Origin of the sequence: Streptomyces atriruber (assembly GCF_001418325.1) — a bacterium.
GTDB lineage: Bacteria > Actinomycetota > Actinomycetes > Streptomycetales > Streptomycetaceae > Streptomyces > Streptomyces atriruber.
This window is the reverse complement of record NZ_LIPN01000110.1, coordinates 19,971-33,505: the sequence shown is the minus strand read 5'-3', so window position 1 is coordinate 33,505 and position 13,535 is coordinate 19,971. Positions and strand designations below refer to the sequence as shown.

Genomic DNA, 13,535 nt, shown 5'->3' with positions numbered 1-13,535 from the left:
CGCGCGGCCTGCCCGACCTGGCCGGGGTCCTGGCCCTGGTCACGGAGGGCCGCGACGCCCTGGACGGCACCCCGGACCCGCTCCCCCTCTGCTTCTTCAACCCCCTGCACGGCCGTGCCGTCCGCACCGTCGTCTGGCGCCCGCTGGGCCGCCGTGACCAGCTGCGGGTCTCCCCCTGCACCGACTGCGCCCGCGCGGTCCGCGAACGCCGCGCTCCGGAGGTCCTCACCGATACGTCGCAGACCGGGCCCGGCGGGGTCCCCCTCCCCTACTTCGAGGTGGACGCGGCCACGAGCGTGTGGGCGGCGACCGGCTACGGCTCGCTCATCGGGGGCCGCCACGGCGGCGACGGCGGTGACGGCGGTGACGGTGGCGACGACTCCGAGGACGGGCTTGCGCGGCGGGTGGCGCGCGGGGACTTCTCGCGGGGGCGGCGCGGCTGAATCCAGCGGGGGAGGCATGAGGGCCGCGCGGCTGAATCCAGCGGCATGAGGAGGCGCGCGGCTGAATCTCGCGGGGCCGCGCGGGCCTTACTTCCCCAGGACGTCCACAGAACGGGCGCCGCCGAAGCAGGATGATCATGGCAAAGTAGTGCTCTCGCAAAGCGGCGCGCCGAATAGGTAGCGTAGGGATTGCGCCAACGGGGCCGGAATCAGACGCAAATCCGGCAAGCGCGGCAAGCTCGGCAAGCATCGCAAGAACGGCGAGAACGGGGAGACATGTCCGGATCGGACCTGGTCGTCGACTTCCAGCTGCTCAACAAGTCGGCCAGCCAACTCAGTGCCATCGAGAAAGAGTTCAGGAATCTCGGTGAATGGAAGGACAGCATCAAGACCGCGGTCGGCGCGCCCGACATCAAGGACGCGATGGGCGACTTCGTGGACAACTGGGACAAGAACCGCAAACGCCTTCTCGAATCCCTCGACGAGGTAGGGAAGATGGTCGAGAACACGCGGGACGCGTTCCAGAAGCTGGAGGACCAGTTGTCGAAGACGGGCAAGAAGAAGGACAAGTAGCGCCGACTCGGGGCGTTCAGGATCGTTCGGCTTTATCCGGGCTCATTCAGGCCCGCTCGGGCTCATTCAGGCTCGCTCGGGCTCATTCAGGTTCATTCGGGGGATTAGGAAATGGCACGGCCCAAGGACTGGCAACCACTGCGCGAGAGCGACCCCGTACCGGGCGACCCGGTGACGGTGCGCGAGCAGGTCAAGCACATGAAGACGATCGCCGAGTACCTGCGCACGCAGGCCGAGGCGCTCAATGCGATGGCCGACGCGGACAACCTCAAGGGCAAGTACGCGGAGAAACTCGGCGAGGACTCCCGTGCCCTGGGCCGCAAGCTCGACGAGGCGGAGGACCGCTATCGCGAGGTGAAGGGCCATCTCTCCGGCTGGGCCGACGATCTCGAAGGGTTCCAGAAGCGGGCCGACAAGGCGCTCGGTGACGCCAAGGACGCCCAGCGCATCATCGACGCCCACGAGAACAAGCCGGACTCCGACAAGAAGGCCAAGGACGGCGACGAGAAGGACAAGAAGGGCGACAAGGATTCCGACTCCGAGGATCCCGCCCTGAAGAAGGCCAAGGAGGATCTGTCGGACGCCCGCGGACGGCTGAACTCCGCGGCCGGTGACTACGACGAGCGCGCGAGCCATTACGCGGGCAAGATCCGCAAGTCCATCGACGACGACATGGAAGACAGTTGGTGGAACGACATCAAGGCCTGGGTCGCCGACGCCGACTGGATCGGTGACTGGGCCGACATTCTGAGCTGGGCCGCCACCATCGTGGGCATCGCCGCCATGTTCTTCCCGGCGCTCGGCGTCATCGCCCTCGTCCTGACCGCCATCGTCGCCGTGGCCCACCTGGTCCAAGCGGCGACAGGCAACGGATCGTGGTTCGACGTCGTCATGGACATCGGCGCGCTCAAAATGGCGCGGAACGGCGTGAAGGCCGCCAAGGCCATCAAGATGCTGCAGCAGAGCTCCCGCAAAACGGCGGCGGGAGTGGCCAAGGAAGGTGCCGAGTCCAGCGCCGCGGCGACCCGCAAGAACGCCATGAAGAACGCGGCCAAGGGCGAGAAGAAGGGCGGCGGCCGGTCGGGCGGCGACCGCCAGAAGAACCGTGCGCGCCGCCTCAAGATGGAACAGAAGAACCGCACGGCGGGCAAGAAGGCGGGCGACGAGGTGCGCGACGCCGAGATGCCCCAGATCACCGCGCAGGAAAAGGCCGGTGCTCTCGGCGACGCCCAGCTCGGCAAGCAGGTGAAGGACATCAACAAGTGGCGTGACACCTACCCGGACAACACCAAGCTGGCGGACAACGCCCGCGAGGCCGCGCGCCAGAAGGACGCGCTCCGTGGGTCCTGGGCGGTCGGCACCGGGCTCGACGCCGCCGACAAGAGCGGCGACGCGGTCTCGGACGGCGAGTACAGCCGGATGAAGGACCGGATGACCACGCCGGTGCCGGGGACGTCGCGATGGTGACGCGGAACGCCGACCGCCACGACCGCCCCGACCAGCGCGACCGGCGCGACCGGCGCGACCGGCGCCTGACGATCGGTGTCGCCGCCTTCCGGTGGATCTTCGTGCTGGCCCTGCTCCGCATGTTCGCCACCCCCGCGACCAAGGACTTCTTCGACGAGGAACTGCTGCCGTCGCCGACGTGGGAGTGGGCGCTCTGCTCGCTCACCCCGGGCCTGCTGATCTGGCTGGCGCGGGGCCCGGAGGACTGGAAGAAGCTGGCGGGCGAGCGCTCGCTCCTGCGGATCGCGCTCGCCTTCTACTTCCTCTACGCACTGGCCTTCGCCCTCGGCCAGGACGTCCGGGTGCTCTGGATCGCCGTCGCCGCGTCCCTCGCCGGTTTCGCCGGGATGTGGCACCTCAACCGCAAGGAACAACCAAGTGCTGCCTGACCAGCCCCGTCCGGCCGGCTCCCCCGAGCCCGCCGACGACTCAGCCGTGGAGCTGCCGCCCACCGGCTACCGCATGCTCCTGCCCGCCGAATGGGCCCAGGTCCCGCTGCGCCACGGCACGGAGGACGCCGTGCGCCGCATCCTGGACGAGGCCTACGCCCGCATCCCCGCCGACGCCCCGCAGGACAGGATCGGCCCGTACAAGCGGGAGATGGAACGCCGCTTCCGCGCGTCCGTCGCCGAGGCCCAGAAGGGCAATGGCCTGGACCTCTATCTGCCGGTGAAGCCCATGGGCGACTTCAACCTCGGCGCCTCGATCCTGGTCTCCGAATCGCTCCTTCCGCGGCGCGCCGGGGCACAGGAGCCCCCGGCCGAACCGAGCGAGGTGGCCGTGCAGTTGCTGGCGCGGGACGGTGTCGAGGACGCCGATCTGAGCTCGGGCGACATCGACGGGGCGCTGGCGGTGCGGCGCGAGCACGTCGCCGAGGCCGCCCCGGCCAAGGGCGCCGAGCTCGGCTCGCGGCGCGTCGAGTACATCCTGTCCGTGCCGGGCGACCCGAACCGCTGGTTCGTCGCCGCGTTCTCGACGGTCGGCGGCGGGGATCCGCGCGACGAGCTGGCCGAAGCGCTCGTCGAATGGTTCGACGCGGTGATGGCGAACTTCCGCTGGAGTCGAGCATGAGTGAACTGTTCTGGCCGATCCTCGACATCGAGGACGTCGACGACGACGCATGGGTCATGGTCCCGCCCCGCACCGGCCGCGCGGCACCCTTCCCCGAGTGGGACGACATCGCGGCCTGGTCCCGGGAGGTCGCCGAGGACCTCTGGACGGACAGCGACCTCGACCCCGGCCCCAACGGCGTCGACTTCGTCGCAGGCACCCTGATGCGCACCGCCGAGTCCCTCGCCCCGCCCGGCTCGGACCACTGGCTCTTCCTCCACCTCGACCACCCGGCCGACGTCCCGCTCCCCGTCTGCGCGGCGATCGGACCGGCCGCGGGCCCCCGCGAGGAGACCCTCCGTGCCCTCACCGAGGCGGACGACAAGAACGCCGTCGAGCCGCCGGTCGTCAAGCCCTTCAAGTCCGGCAGCCTCGGCAAGGGCATGACCACCTTCCGCTACATCCCGCAGGAGGACTCCCCGCACCTGCTGGCCTGCGTGCGCTACGCGTGGCAGGTCGAGGAGCACGGCGCGGACGTCGTCATCTGGACGGCCTCCGAGGACATCGCGCACGTCATGCGGGCGGCGGAGGACCTGGAGAACCTGGCCCGCTCCCTGAGCGTCTGGGCGCCCTGAGCACCTGAGCACCCTGAGCACCTGAGCACCCCGAGGTCCTGGGCGCCCCGAGGTCCTGGGCTCACGACGGATCCGGCAGGCTGATCCGTCGTACGAAGTCGTCCAGGTCGTCCATGGCGCCCAGCACCCGGCGCGGGTCGGGCGCGGACACGATGACCAGGACGTCGCAGCCGGTCGCCTCGTGGCGCCAGGCGTACCGCACGCCCGCGACGATGGTGCCGCCGTCCGCCTGCTCCAACTGCGTGTAGCGCAGGGAGCGCAGGCCCGCGCCGAGCGGCCCGGTGGTGAAGTCCTCCACGATCGGCTTCTCCACGAGGGCCGGGTCGTCCGTGGTGACCAGGGCCCGCAGACTCTCCTCGCGGTCGCCGTCCGCCTCGATGGAGGCGACGTACACCGGCAGCGGCATCAGACGCGGGTCGGGCAGGTGGAGGTAGACGTCGAACTCGGGGTGGCTCAGCGGGAAGCGCTCCGCGCACGAGCGCAGCGTCGCGGCCAGGACCTTGAGGTCCTTGCGGGTCCCCTCCAGTTCGCTCTCGTCCCACCACGCCCCGGCGAGATCGCGGCCCCACTCCTTGGGACCCTTCCACGGAGTGCCCGCCCAGGAGTTCGGGATCTGCATCCACAGATCGGTGTCGTAGTCCACATGCGGCCAGCTCACGAGCGACTCCATCGGAAGGTACTCATCATTGCGTCGAACAGTTCCACGAAGAGGTCGGTGTACTGGTCGGTGTACTCGGCGAGGTCCGCAACACCCGTATCCCCTGTACCTTCTGCACCTTCTGCACCCCCCGCGTCCCCAGCGTCTGCGGCGTCTGCGGGCTCCCCCACTCCGAGCGTGGAGAACACGACGCCGAGCCAGCGCCCGGGATCGCCCGGCACCGGAAACACGTAGTCCACGCGGCGCGAGTCGAGCTCGCCGCCGCCCGGCTCCCCGGCGGCGACCGTGCGTTCCGTGCGGACCGCGCGGACGCCGTCGACCTCCACGGCGGTGGCCTCGCCCGCCCGGCCCGGCGCTTCGAGCAGGCGGCGCGACACGGCCGAGGGGTCGACGGCGACCTCGTCCGGGAACCGCATCTCCGAGACGACGATCGACGCGGGGACGGCGATGCCGTGCATGCGCTCGACCGGGAGGTAGAGGTCGAGCGCCTCGGCCTTGCGGGCCTCCTTCACGGCGTTCTTCAGACGCCGCTCCAGCTCGCGCCGGTACGGCCCGACCTTGTCCCGCGGCGCGTCCGCGGGCAGCGTGGCGAAGGCGTCGTCGACGAGGGCGCGGATCGCTTCGTCGGTGCCCGTCCGCATCGGTATGCGGGCCCACTCGGGCGGCAGGATCAGCTGGTAACCGCGGGGAGCGGCGGTGGTGCGGTCGGTCATGGCTCTCGCTCCTTGCGGGCGCGGACGTGGGCGTGGGCGTGGGCGCGGAAGGCGCGGAACTTGGGCAACGCCCACTGGATGAGCGGCGCCGCGAGCGGCACGAGTACGTAGCCCACCGACCCGGTGACGAAGCCGGTCAGGCCGTTCAGGAGAGCCGCGCCGTAGACCACCACCGGAATCCCGAAGTCGCGCTGGGGCGAGCGCTCGTACTTCACGATCAGCCCGATCACGAAGGCCGTGGCGACGACGACCGCGGGTCCCAGGACGTACCGATGGACGAACAGCGCGACGTCCTCCGAGGCGGCGCCCGCGATCATCGAGGCGCAGTAGAGGAGCGGGGGCACCATCGAGATCACGCGCACCGCACCGAGGTCCTTGGTGTACGCGCGCTCCGCCTCCTCGGTCACGCGCTCCCGCTCCGCGCGGTCGCGGTCCAGCCCGGCGAAGTAGCGCTCGCCGGGCTCGCGGCGGCCCTCTCGGCTCACCAGGAGGACCCCACTTCGGCGGTGTACTCGTTCTTGTAGTCCTGGAACGGCTCGAAGTACGGCTTGTCGACCGTGTCGCTCGATCCGAGGGCCTTGCCGCCCAGGTCGATGCCCTGGCCGGAGAGGAAGACCTGCTGGTTGAGGCGGAGTTGGCTCTCGGCGCCCTGGCTGGCCGCGTGGACGGCGCCGTTGCCCGCGTGGGCGCCCCGCATCCGCATCATGTCCTTGTACGCGACGGCCGCGTCCTTGTCGCCGCCCGCCCTGAGGATGTCCATCCTGCTCGCCTTGGGCACCGGCGCCTTGGCGGCCGCCTTCTCGGCGCCCGCGCCCGCCTTGGCGGCCAGGGCGTCGGCCTGTTCGATGGCCTCGCGGGCGGCCCGCTTCTGCGCCTTGGTGGCGCTCTTGCTGGCCAGCGTGCGCCCGGCCTGTCCGTACACCTTGTTCATGCTGTTCTTGGCGGCGCCGGTGGCGGCCTTCCTCGCGCCCGCGCCCGCGGCGGCCCTGGTGGCCGCCTGGCCCGCCTTGAGACCGGAGACCGCGCCGCGGCCCAGGCCCATGGTCGCCAGCGCGAACACGTCGAGCGCGACGTCCGCCCAGGAGCCCTGCCCGGCCGCGGCCATCACCACTCTCGCCACGAGGACCGCGATCCCCGCGGCGAGCACCACCCCGATCCCGATGCCGGAGATGAAGATCGCCGCGATGGCGATGGCCGTGGCGACGTAGCTGGCGATCTCGATGACGACCTTCAGCCAGCCGGCGTTCTTGTCGATCCAGTCCTTGACGTTGTCCCACCAGCTGTCGGTGAGGGGGTCGTCGTCGATGGCGTTCTCGATCAGCGTGGCCAGCTCGTCGGCCCGCCCGTGGTAGCGCTCGGTGGCCTTCTTCAGGTCTTTCTTGGCCTGCTTCTCGTCGCTCTTGGCGAGCTGGCGGGCCTCCTCGGCGGCGGACTGGGCGAGCCGCAGCTGGTCGGACCAGTCGGACAGGTGCTTCTTGACGCCCTCGTACCGCTCGGCGGTCTGGTCGAGCTTCTCACCGAGCTCGCCCGCGCCCTCGGTCAGCTTGTCCGAGTACTTGCCCTTCAGCCCTTCCTTCCTGGCGATCTTGCGGAGCTTCTCCGCCTGATCGCGCAGCTTCTTCGCGACGCCGGTCATGTGCTCGACTTCTTCGTCGATGGCCTTGGGGGAGCCGGGCACCGGGTCGCTGTCCGCGAGCGGGTGCCAGTCCACGGAGGAGCGCGACACGGCTACTTCCCCTCCCCGGCGCCGGACTTCTGCTGCTTCTTGTTCCGCGCGGCCTTCGCGAGATCGAGATCGGCCTTCTCGAAGGTCTTCCGCGTCGACTCGACCCAGCCGCCGATCTCGTCGATCTGCTCGACGAGCTTCTTCCGGTGCCGGTCCCAGTTGTCCACGAAGGTCGACATAGCCTTGACCATGCGTTCCTCGCCGACGACGGACCTGAGCTCCTTCTTCCAGTCGTCGATGCCCTCGAACTCGCCCTTGATCGAGTGGAGTTGCTTCTCCGTCGACTTGAGCAAGGTGATGTCGACGGACAGATCGGAACCGGACACTTGGACCCCCGTGCGTGCGCGCTCAACGTTCCCGCTACATCTACTACATACCTGTAGAGGAAACTATCATCGGAGCGGTACGGGAAGATCGGCGGAGCCGACGACGGCTCGGCGAAACCGAAGAGGTCCGCGAACCCGTCGGGCGCCCCGGCCGAGGACAAGCCGGACGGCGTGGACGTATCGCCGCCGAAGAGCATGATCCTGGTCTTCGACTGGGACACGCCGAAGGACAAGGCCGAGGCGGCGGCGATGAGTGACGCGGCGAACTATGTTCGTGTCAACGACGTGGATCAGGGGTGGCTTAACTCCGTGCGATCCGGAGGGAGTTCTAACCAGACGTCGGGAACAATCGGGACGTCGGAGAGGGTGGCGGGGCCGGCCTCGGCGCCGACGGTCCCATCGACTTCGGTGGTATCCATCAGTCCGTCAACTCCCGTGCCCCGAGGCCGATCGCGCTACCGATGGCCACGGCGCCGCCGAACTTGCGGCCACCGGTGCCCGTGGCGATGTCGGCCGCTCCGGCGCCCCAGGTCGCGGCGTCGTACCGGCCCTTGCTCGTCTCGTACGCGTTGATCGCGGTCGGCGCCGTCCAAGCGGGGCGACAAGCTGCTGGGCGACAACGACACGTTGAACGCCGCGAGCGACGGGCTCGGCATTCCCCACAAGCCCAGCTGGGACGCGTACAACGACTTCAAGGGAAGCCACGGTGTGACGCAGGCGCAGTCCGCCTGGTGAGACCCACTCCGCCGAACCGCACCTCGCTGAAGAGCCCGGTAGCGGGTGAGGCACCCCGCGCAACACCCTTGCGACCCATGGAAAGAGGAGCCGCGTCCATGGTGGACAACCGCACAGCCGCCCACGCAGCCGCCGGCCTCTCCGCCGAGGACCGGAAGGTGATCAGGAACGCGCGCATCGCCGTCGTGACGCCACTCCTCTTCCTCGTCGTCGCCATCATCGGCGGGGTGCTCATCAACTCCGGCGCCCTCCCGAAGTCGCTGAGCGCCGCCTTCCGCGTACCCGGGCAGGCACTGCCACTGCTGGCCGTGGCGGTCCTGACCGCCGGCGTCGTCCTCCTGCGCAATGGGGGCCGGTGGCGCGGCGACTTCACCCTCTACTTCGCGGGCGGCGGCCTCGCCCAGCTCGCCCCGCTGCTTCTCCTGATGCACCACCACCCGGCGGTGCTGATCTGTCCCCTCCTGCCCGGTGCCGTAGTGCTCGTGTACGGGGCGCTCGACCGAAGGAGCCGCCGCGATGCCGCCGGCTGACACCAAGAACGCGTTCGGCTACACCCTGATCATTCCTCCGGGGTGGTCGCGGATCCCGCTGCGGGAGGGGTCCCAGGACGCGGTCAAGGAGATCGTCGACGAGGCCGCCGAGCGGGCCTCCCGCGAACTGCCCAAGGACAAGGTGGCAGAGGCGCGGATGGAGCTGTACCGGCGGCTGAACGCCTCGGTCAAGGAGGCGCAACGCCGGGACGGCGTGGACCTCTATCTGCCCGTCGAGCCCATGCACGGCTACCTCGTCGCCGCCTCCATCGTCGTCGCGAAGCTCGACACCGGGCTGCGCGAGGGGGTCAGTCCGCAGGACATGCTGACGCAACTGCTCGCGGACTCCAAGGACTCCGAGCCCGCGGAGCTGGACGGTGCGGCAGGGCTCCGCAAGGAGCGCACGATGCCGGCCGACCCGCGGAAGGGGGCCGAGACGGCGTCGAAGCACGTCGACTACGTCGTGCGGGTACCGTCGTCCGGCGGGGACGCGGGCTGGGTCGTCGTCAGCTTCACCACCCTCGGCGACGGCAATCCCGAGGGCGACTTCACCGAGATCCTCGTAGAACTCTTCGACGCCGTGATGACCACGTTCCGCTGGAGGACCGAGTGACCGTCACCTTCTCCCTCGACTCGGACAGCGATGCCGCCGTCTGGCCTGCGATGCCGCTCCTCGGCGACGGGCGGGGCGCCGCGCGCGAGCGCAAGAAGTGGGCGCGCCGCACCTCGGAACTGCTCTGGGCACTCGTCGACGACGAGCCGGTCGACAAGAAGCAGGTCAAGATGCTGGCCTTCGAACTGGACTCGGCGGCCGAGCTGATTCCGCGGACGGTTCCGGCGCACCAGATCTTCCTCTATGTCCCGGATCCCCGGCGGGAGTTCCTCACCTTCCTCGTGCACGCGGGCCCCAGCGAGGGCGACGTGGACGCGACGCTGGACGAGCTGGTCCAGAAGAATGAGCCGGGCGCCGCGCGGGACCCCGAGGTCATCGACTTCGACACCGAGCGGCTGGGGCGCGGCAAGCGCTCGGTCCGCTACTTCGTCGCGGCCAAGGCGGGCGCGATGTGCTGCTCGGTGAACTACGCGTGGCGGCTGGAATCGCTGGGCATCGACGTGATCGTACGTACGGTGGGCGAGGACATCGGATGGATCACGTCGAACATCGACGAGTTCGACGCGTTCGCCCGGAGCCTGTTCGTGAACCTCGACACCTGAGGCAAGGACCTGCCCCCCTTGGGCCGAAGCTTCCCGCGCCCTCGGTCACCCTTCGACCGACCGCGGACGGTCAGATCGTGAACCTGGCCACGCGCGTGCGGTTCGACGCTCCGATCGACTCCGTCTGGGTGACGGCGAGCTTCAACCACCTCGGCGTCGACATCGCCGCCACCACAACAGTGGCCAAGCCTGTCGCTCTGCGAGTGGAGTCGGGCACGGAGTTCGCCGATCCGCAGTCATGTACGTACGACCTCACCAGGGCCAAGTCCGGCTACCGGCTGGACACATACAAGGCCGACTGCAACGTCACCCACCGGAAGTCCTCGGGCGATGGGTCGTACCCGCTCACCACGCGCGGACGTCGGCTACTCCCAGTGCAATGTCCCGGCCACGGTGTCGAAGAGCTCCACCATCTGTGCCGCCAGGCCTTCCATGGGGGTCGAGAAGGTGAGGGTCAGCCACTGGGTGCTCGCGGGGACGGGGACGTGGTAGCTCACGGTCGTCGTGGCGAGAGTGTTGCCCATCTGGCGCTCGGGATCGGGGGCTTCGGTCTTCTCCGTCCGTACGGCGTCGCCTGCGGCGTCCAGCTTCCGCACTTCAGCCGGGCGCCCCGTGTCGCCCAGTCGGCGAGCCAGGTCGTGTGCCGTGCGGCAGCCGGGCCAGCCGTCCGGGAGCAGACTCACGAGCAGTGAGGACGCCAGCGGCACACCCTCAACGGTCAGCAGGCTGATGTACAGCTCGACACCGCCCTCGCGGTAGGCCGCCTTGGCCTGCTTCTGCAGATCCCGCATCAGCCGTTCCTTGAGCACGGGCGCATTGTCGATGCCCGCGAACTGCCGGTCGGCAAGCGCGGCGATGCCACGGTCGCGCTCCTCAGGATCGAGGTGCAGTTGGAACCAACCTGCGGGAACAAAGATCGTGTAGTCGCTGGGAGGGGTGTTCCATTCCGTCTGGAGGGGCATGTCAGCTCTCGCTGGTCGATTCGGAGGCACTGCCTGTGGCGGGCTCCGCGGGAACGGGCAGAAGCCGCATGGTGGGCATGAGACGGTCCACGAGCTCGGTCAGCTCGTCCGTACGTTCAAAGTTGAGCCATCTCGCCTCGACGACCAGGATTTCTTCCAACCCGTCCGGCCAAACTCCATACCGGAGAGCCTCACTGAGCTTCTTGCCCCAGCCAAAGCGTCGCTTCTCGGCCAGCACCGCCTGCACACGGACGGCCGAACCGAGCGGCAGCTGAACGTCAGTCACCTGTGCTTCGCCCTTCACTTCAGCGTAAGACCACTTCGTCAAGTGGGGCAGATACTCCTGCGGCGAAGGACGCTGGACATCGTCCTCTCCGTACACGAAGACCGACAGATCTGCCATGAGAATGCCGCCCTCCGTGTATGCGACCGTCGTCAGAACGGGGCCGGACTCGAATGCTGTCAGGGCGAGGTTCTCCAGCTCCTCCTGCAGTGCGGCTTTGCTGACGCCGAGGTGCAAGGGGTTGAACTTCTCCACCAGATCTGCGGCCATCTTCCGGGACTCTTCCCGAGTTCCCGCGTGGAGTGTCAGAGGAAGCCAGCCGCCATCGAAATCGAAATCGACAAGGTAGTCGTCCTCGGGACCGGGAGAAAACCCAGCGACTTCTTTCTGCTCTCGTTCCATCAGCTCACCTCGTCAATAAGAAGACCACCGGCAGTGATTCCGCTGCCTGCCACATTCAGGGCTGTGGCCCGGCTCGACAGTTTGTTGACCGCAAATCCGTCGCCCATACTCTTGCCCAGGTGCTTCATCTCCTTGAGGTCAGACGCCACGGAAGCGTCCGACAAGGACATCGACTTGACCCCTCCCTTGATCAAGCTTCCGTTTCCGCGATCCCGCAATACCTGCGCAGATTCACGGTAGCCGCCCCTAAAAGCGCCCGACCAAGTGGATCCCTTAAAGACCTCGGTGACCGGCTCACGGATGGACTTCGAGATGTCACCCTTCTGAAGCCCCTTGACGTGGGCCACATCACGGTTGAACTTGTGCCGATTCCGCTTGCTCTGCCGGGGAGTCTGCTTACCACCCTTGGCCGCCCGCATACGGTCCAACAGGCCCTTGGCATATCGACCGCTGACCTTGGACATCGCCTTGCCCGCCCCCATCATCAGCAACCCCACCGCCGCCTCGGCAAGCGCGGTCCAGGACTCATCGCCCATTGCGACCTGGACCGCCGTACAGGCAATGTTGATCAGCGTGGCCACCATGGAGACGGCACCCAGGAACCCTGCCAGTCCCTGACCGATGACAGGGATCCATCCAACGGCCAGAGCCGCGAGACCAGCGTACTTCGAGATGTCTTCCATCCAGCCCGCAGCCCACTCCACGAAGTCCGCGAAGTCGTCCCAGAAGCCATCCTTGAGGGCATCGTCGGAGATTGCTTCATCGATGGCCTCGCGCGCCTTCTTCGCAGCCGTGTCGCGGATTTCCTGCGCTCTCCGCAACTTCTCCCGGGCTGCCTCCAGGGCCTTGCCGGCCGACTCCGCCCGGTCCTCCAGCTTCTCCTTGTGCCCCTTGGCTTCCCCTTTGGCGCTGTGCCCCTCCTCTTTCCCGGAGAGACCGTCCAGCCCTTTCTGGGCGGCGCTCTTGTCGGCCTCGGCATCCTGGGCATCCTGCCGGGCGATCTCAGCGATCCGCTGGGCGCGAAGGAGTTCAGTGGCGTAATTGCCGGGCTGGGCCGAGGCGTTCGACTCGTAGTCGGATCCGTGGTCCACGATCCGGTCACCGACCGCGTCGGCCACCGTCTTGTAGCGCTTGTGCGCGGCTTCCAGACGGCCGCGGCACTTCTTCGCCTTCTCGCGGAACTCCTTGCCCGCGTCGCTGTCCCAGGATTCCACCTCGGACGCCGCCTTGAGGTGGCGTACCTGGCGTTCCAGTTCGTTCGCGGTCTTGCGGAGCTTGCGGCCCAGCTGTTCCAGCCGGTCCGGGTCGCCGGGGACCGGGTCGTGGTCGGCCAGCGGCTGCCAGTCCGTGGTGCGCCCGCCTGCCATCAGGACTTCTTCTTGTCGGAGTCGCGCAGGACCTTCGCCAGTTCACTGTCGATCTTCTCGTACGTCTTGGCGGCGGCCTTCGCGAGATCGGAGAGGCTCTTGATCTCTTCCCCGAGTTCCTCGCGGTGACGATCCCAGTTCTCCACGAAGTCCCCGAACTGCCAGGAGAGGTCGTGCTCACCGAAATCGTCCTCGTACTGCCCCTTCAGCTTTCCGAGGCCGTCGAACGCCTCCTTGATGTTCCCGAGGCCGACACCCATCTCCCGGATGACGTTCAGGTCGTCGATCCTCGTGTACTCCCCCACGAGCCACCCCTCTGTCACACCGTCGTTCCCGTGCCTTCTCGGCTGCGAAGCGAGGGCGGGGGCGGCGGATACGTCCCGTCGCCCCCGCCCTCGGCGAAGCCGAGCC

The 13,535-nt window shown here is 68.4% G+C and carries 17 protein-coding genes and 1 pseudogene; 9 read left to right on the top strand and 9 right to left on the bottom strand.

The window, feature by feature from the left end; all coding sequences use genetic code 11:
- The 6 genes and pseudogenes from AOK03_RS13175 to AOK03_RS13150 form a co-directional block, all read left to right on the top strand.
- Positions 1–443, top strand: a pseudogene (locus AOK03_RS13175) (hypothetical protein); the annotation flags it as partial.
- Between the two features lie 276 nt (positions 444–719).
- Positions 720–1,016: a hypothetical protein gene (locus AOK03_RS13170; protein ID WP_055565412.1), complete on the top strand. Its 297-nt coding sequence runs from the start codon at positions 720–722 to the stop codon at positions 1,014–1,016.
- A 111-nt stretch (positions 1,017–1,127) separates the two neighbouring features.
- On the top strand, positions 1,128–2,483 hold the full coding sequence (locus tag AOK03_RS13165) for a putative T7SS-secreted protein (protein WP_055565411.1): 1,356 nt from the start codon (positions 1,128–1,130) through the stop codon (positions 2,481–2,483).
- Complete coding sequence (locus AOK03_RS13160) at positions 2,477–2,911, top strand: hypothetical protein (protein ID WP_055565410.1); 435 nt, start codon at positions 2,477–2,479, stop codon at positions 2,909–2,911. The genes AOK03_RS13165 and AOK03_RS13160 overlap by 7 nt, the downstream gene beginning before the upstream one ends.
- Entirely contained in the window at positions 2,901–3,593 is a 693-nt protein-coding gene (locus AOK03_RS13155; RefSeq protein ID WP_244177595.1) for a hypothetical protein, read from the top strand. Before AOK03_RS13160 ends, AOK03_RS13155 begins: the two co-directional genes overlap by 11 nt.
- Complete coding sequence (locus AOK03_RS13150; protein ID WP_055565409.1) at positions 3,590–4,207, top strand: hypothetical protein; 618 nt, start codon at positions 3,590–3,592, stop codon at positions 4,205–4,207. The genes AOK03_RS13155 and AOK03_RS13150 overlap by 4 nt, the downstream gene beginning before the upstream one ends.
- Positions 4,208–4,268: 61 nt before the next feature.
- On the opposite strand, the gene AOK03_RS13145 is transcribed toward AOK03_RS13150, so the two are convergent.
- Genes AOK03_RS13145 through AOK03_RS13125 form a run of 5 tightly spaced genes read right to left on the bottom strand, consistent with a single transcriptional unit; the run spans position 4,269 to position 7,630 of the window.
- Complete coding sequence (locus AOK03_RS13145; protein WP_063792495.1) at positions 4,269–4,865, bottom strand: hypothetical protein; 597 nt, start codon at positions 4,863–4,865, stop codon at positions 4,269–4,271.
- Positions 4,862–5,578 carry a hypothetical protein gene (locus AOK03_RS13140; RefSeq protein ID WP_055565407.1) on the bottom strand — a complete coding sequence of 239 codons (717 nt, stop codon included), beginning with the start codon at positions 5,576–5,578 and terminating at the stop codon, positions 4,862–4,864. Before AOK03_RS13140 ends, AOK03_RS13145 begins: the two co-directional genes overlap by 4 nt.
- The gene (locus AOK03_RS13135) at positions 5,575–6,063 is read right to left on the bottom strand and encodes a hypothetical protein (protein WP_055565406.1); all 489 of its coding nucleotides are present in this window, start codon (positions 6,061–6,063) and stop codon (positions 5,575–5,577) included. Before AOK03_RS13135 ends, AOK03_RS13140 begins: the two co-directional genes overlap by 4 nt.
- Positions 6,060–7,304, bottom strand: coding sequence for a hypothetical protein (locus AOK03_RS13130; protein WP_055565405.1), 1,245 nt, complete (start codon positions 7,302–7,304; stop codon positions 6,060–6,062). Before AOK03_RS13130 ends, AOK03_RS13135 begins: the two co-directional genes overlap by 4 nt.
- 2 nt (positions 7,305–7,306) lie before the next feature.
- Entirely contained in the window at positions 7,307–7,630 is a 324-nt protein-coding gene (locus AOK03_RS13125; protein ID WP_055565404.1) for a hypothetical protein, read from the bottom strand.
- A gap of 833 nt (positions 7,631–8,463) precedes the next feature.
- Between AOK03_RS13125 and AOK03_RS13120 the strand changes: the two genes are divergently transcribed.
- The 3 genes from AOK03_RS13120 to AOK03_RS13110 are packed head-to-tail and all read left to right on the top strand — an operon-like array spanning position 8,464 to position 10,110.
- Positions 8,464–8,895, top strand: coding sequence for a hypothetical protein (locus AOK03_RS13120; RefSeq protein WP_055565403.1), 432 nt, complete (start codon positions 8,464–8,466; stop codon positions 8,893–8,895).
- Positions 8,882–9,508, top strand: a complete 627-nt coding sequence (locus AOK03_RS13115; protein WP_055565402.1) for a hypothetical protein — start codon at positions 8,882–8,884, stop codon at positions 9,506–9,508. The genes AOK03_RS13120 and AOK03_RS13115 overlap by 14 nt, the downstream gene beginning before the upstream one ends.
- Positions 9,505–10,110: a hypothetical protein gene (locus AOK03_RS13110; RefSeq protein WP_055565401.1), complete on the top strand. Its 606-nt coding sequence runs from the start codon at positions 9,505–9,507 to the stop codon at positions 10,108–10,110. The genes AOK03_RS13115 and AOK03_RS13110 overlap by 4 nt, the downstream gene beginning before the upstream one ends.
- Before the next feature lie 365 nt (positions 10,111–10,475).
- On the opposite strand, the gene AOK03_RS13105 is transcribed toward AOK03_RS13110, so the two are convergent.
- From AOK03_RS13105 to AOK03_RS13090, 4 genes are read right to left on the bottom strand one after another with little or no spacing between them, the layout of a single operon-like run.
- Positions 10,476–11,072: a hypothetical protein gene (locus AOK03_RS13105; RefSeq protein ID WP_055565400.1), complete on the bottom strand. Its 597-nt coding sequence runs from the start codon at positions 11,070–11,072 to the stop codon at positions 10,476–10,478.
- Position 11,073: 1 nt separating this feature from the next.
- Positions 11,074–11,757 (bottom strand): hypothetical protein, encoded by a 684-nt coding sequence (locus AOK03_RS13100; RefSeq protein WP_055565399.1) that lies wholly within the window; start codon positions 11,755–11,757, stop codon positions 11,074–11,076.
- Positions 11,757–13,124 carry a hypothetical protein gene (locus AOK03_RS13095; protein ID WP_055565398.1) on the bottom strand — a complete coding sequence of 456 codons (1,368 nt, stop codon included), beginning with the start codon at positions 13,122–13,124 and terminating at the stop codon, positions 11,757–11,759. The genes AOK03_RS13100 and AOK03_RS13095 overlap by 1 nt, the downstream gene beginning before the upstream one ends.
- The gene (locus AOK03_RS13090) at positions 13,124–13,429 is read right to left on the bottom strand and encodes a hypothetical protein (RefSeq protein ID WP_055565397.1); all 306 of its coding nucleotides are present in this window, start codon (positions 13,427–13,429) and stop codon (positions 13,124–13,126) included. Before AOK03_RS13090 ends, AOK03_RS13095 begins: the two co-directional genes overlap by 1 nt.
- Between the last annotated feature and the right edge of the window lie 106 nt (positions 13,430–13,535).

What these genes read in the sequence shown, in the direction of transcription:
- AOK03_RS13170 (WP_055565412.1), top strand. Translation starts at nt 720, where the DNA reads ATGTCCGGATCGGACCTGGTCGTCGACTTCCAGCTGCTCAACAAGTCG.
- AOK03_RS13165 (WP_055565411.1), top strand. Translation starts at nt 1,128, where the DNA reads ATGGCACGGCCCAAGGACTGGCAACCACTGCGCGAGAGCGACCCCGTA.
- AOK03_RS13160 (WP_055565410.1), top strand. Translation starts at nt 2,477, where the DNA reads ATGGTGACGCGGAACGCCGACCGCCACGACCGCCCCGACCAGCGCGAC.
- AOK03_RS13150 (WP_055565409.1), top strand. Translation starts at nt 3,590, where the DNA reads ATGAGTGAACTGTTCTGGCCGATCCTCGACATCGAGGACGTCGACGAC.
- AOK03_RS13140 (WP_055565407.1), bottom strand. Translation starts at nt 5,578, where the DNA reads ATGACCGACCGCACCACCGCCGCTCCCCGCGGTTACCAGCTGATCCTG.
- AOK03_RS13120 (WP_055565403.1), top strand. Translation starts at nt 8,464, where the DNA reads ATGGTGGACAACCGCACAGCCGCCCACGCAGCCGCCGGCCTCTCCGCC.
- AOK03_RS13115 (WP_055565402.1), top strand. Translation starts at nt 8,882, where the DNA reads ATGCCGCCGGCTGACACCAAGAACGCGTTCGGCTACACCCTGATCATT.
- AOK03_RS13105 (WP_055565400.1), bottom strand. Translation starts at nt 11,072, where the DNA reads ATGCCCCTCCAGACGGAATGGAACACCCCTCCCAGCGACTACACGATC.
- AOK03_RS13100 (WP_055565399.1), bottom strand. Translation starts at nt 11,757, where the DNA reads ATGGAACGAGAGCAGAAAGAAGTCGCTGGGTTTTCTCCCGGTCCCGAG.
- AOK03_RS13095 (WP_055565398.1), bottom strand. Translation starts at nt 13,124, where the DNA reads ATGGCAGGCGGGCGCACCACGGACTGGCAGCCGCTGGCCGACCACGAC.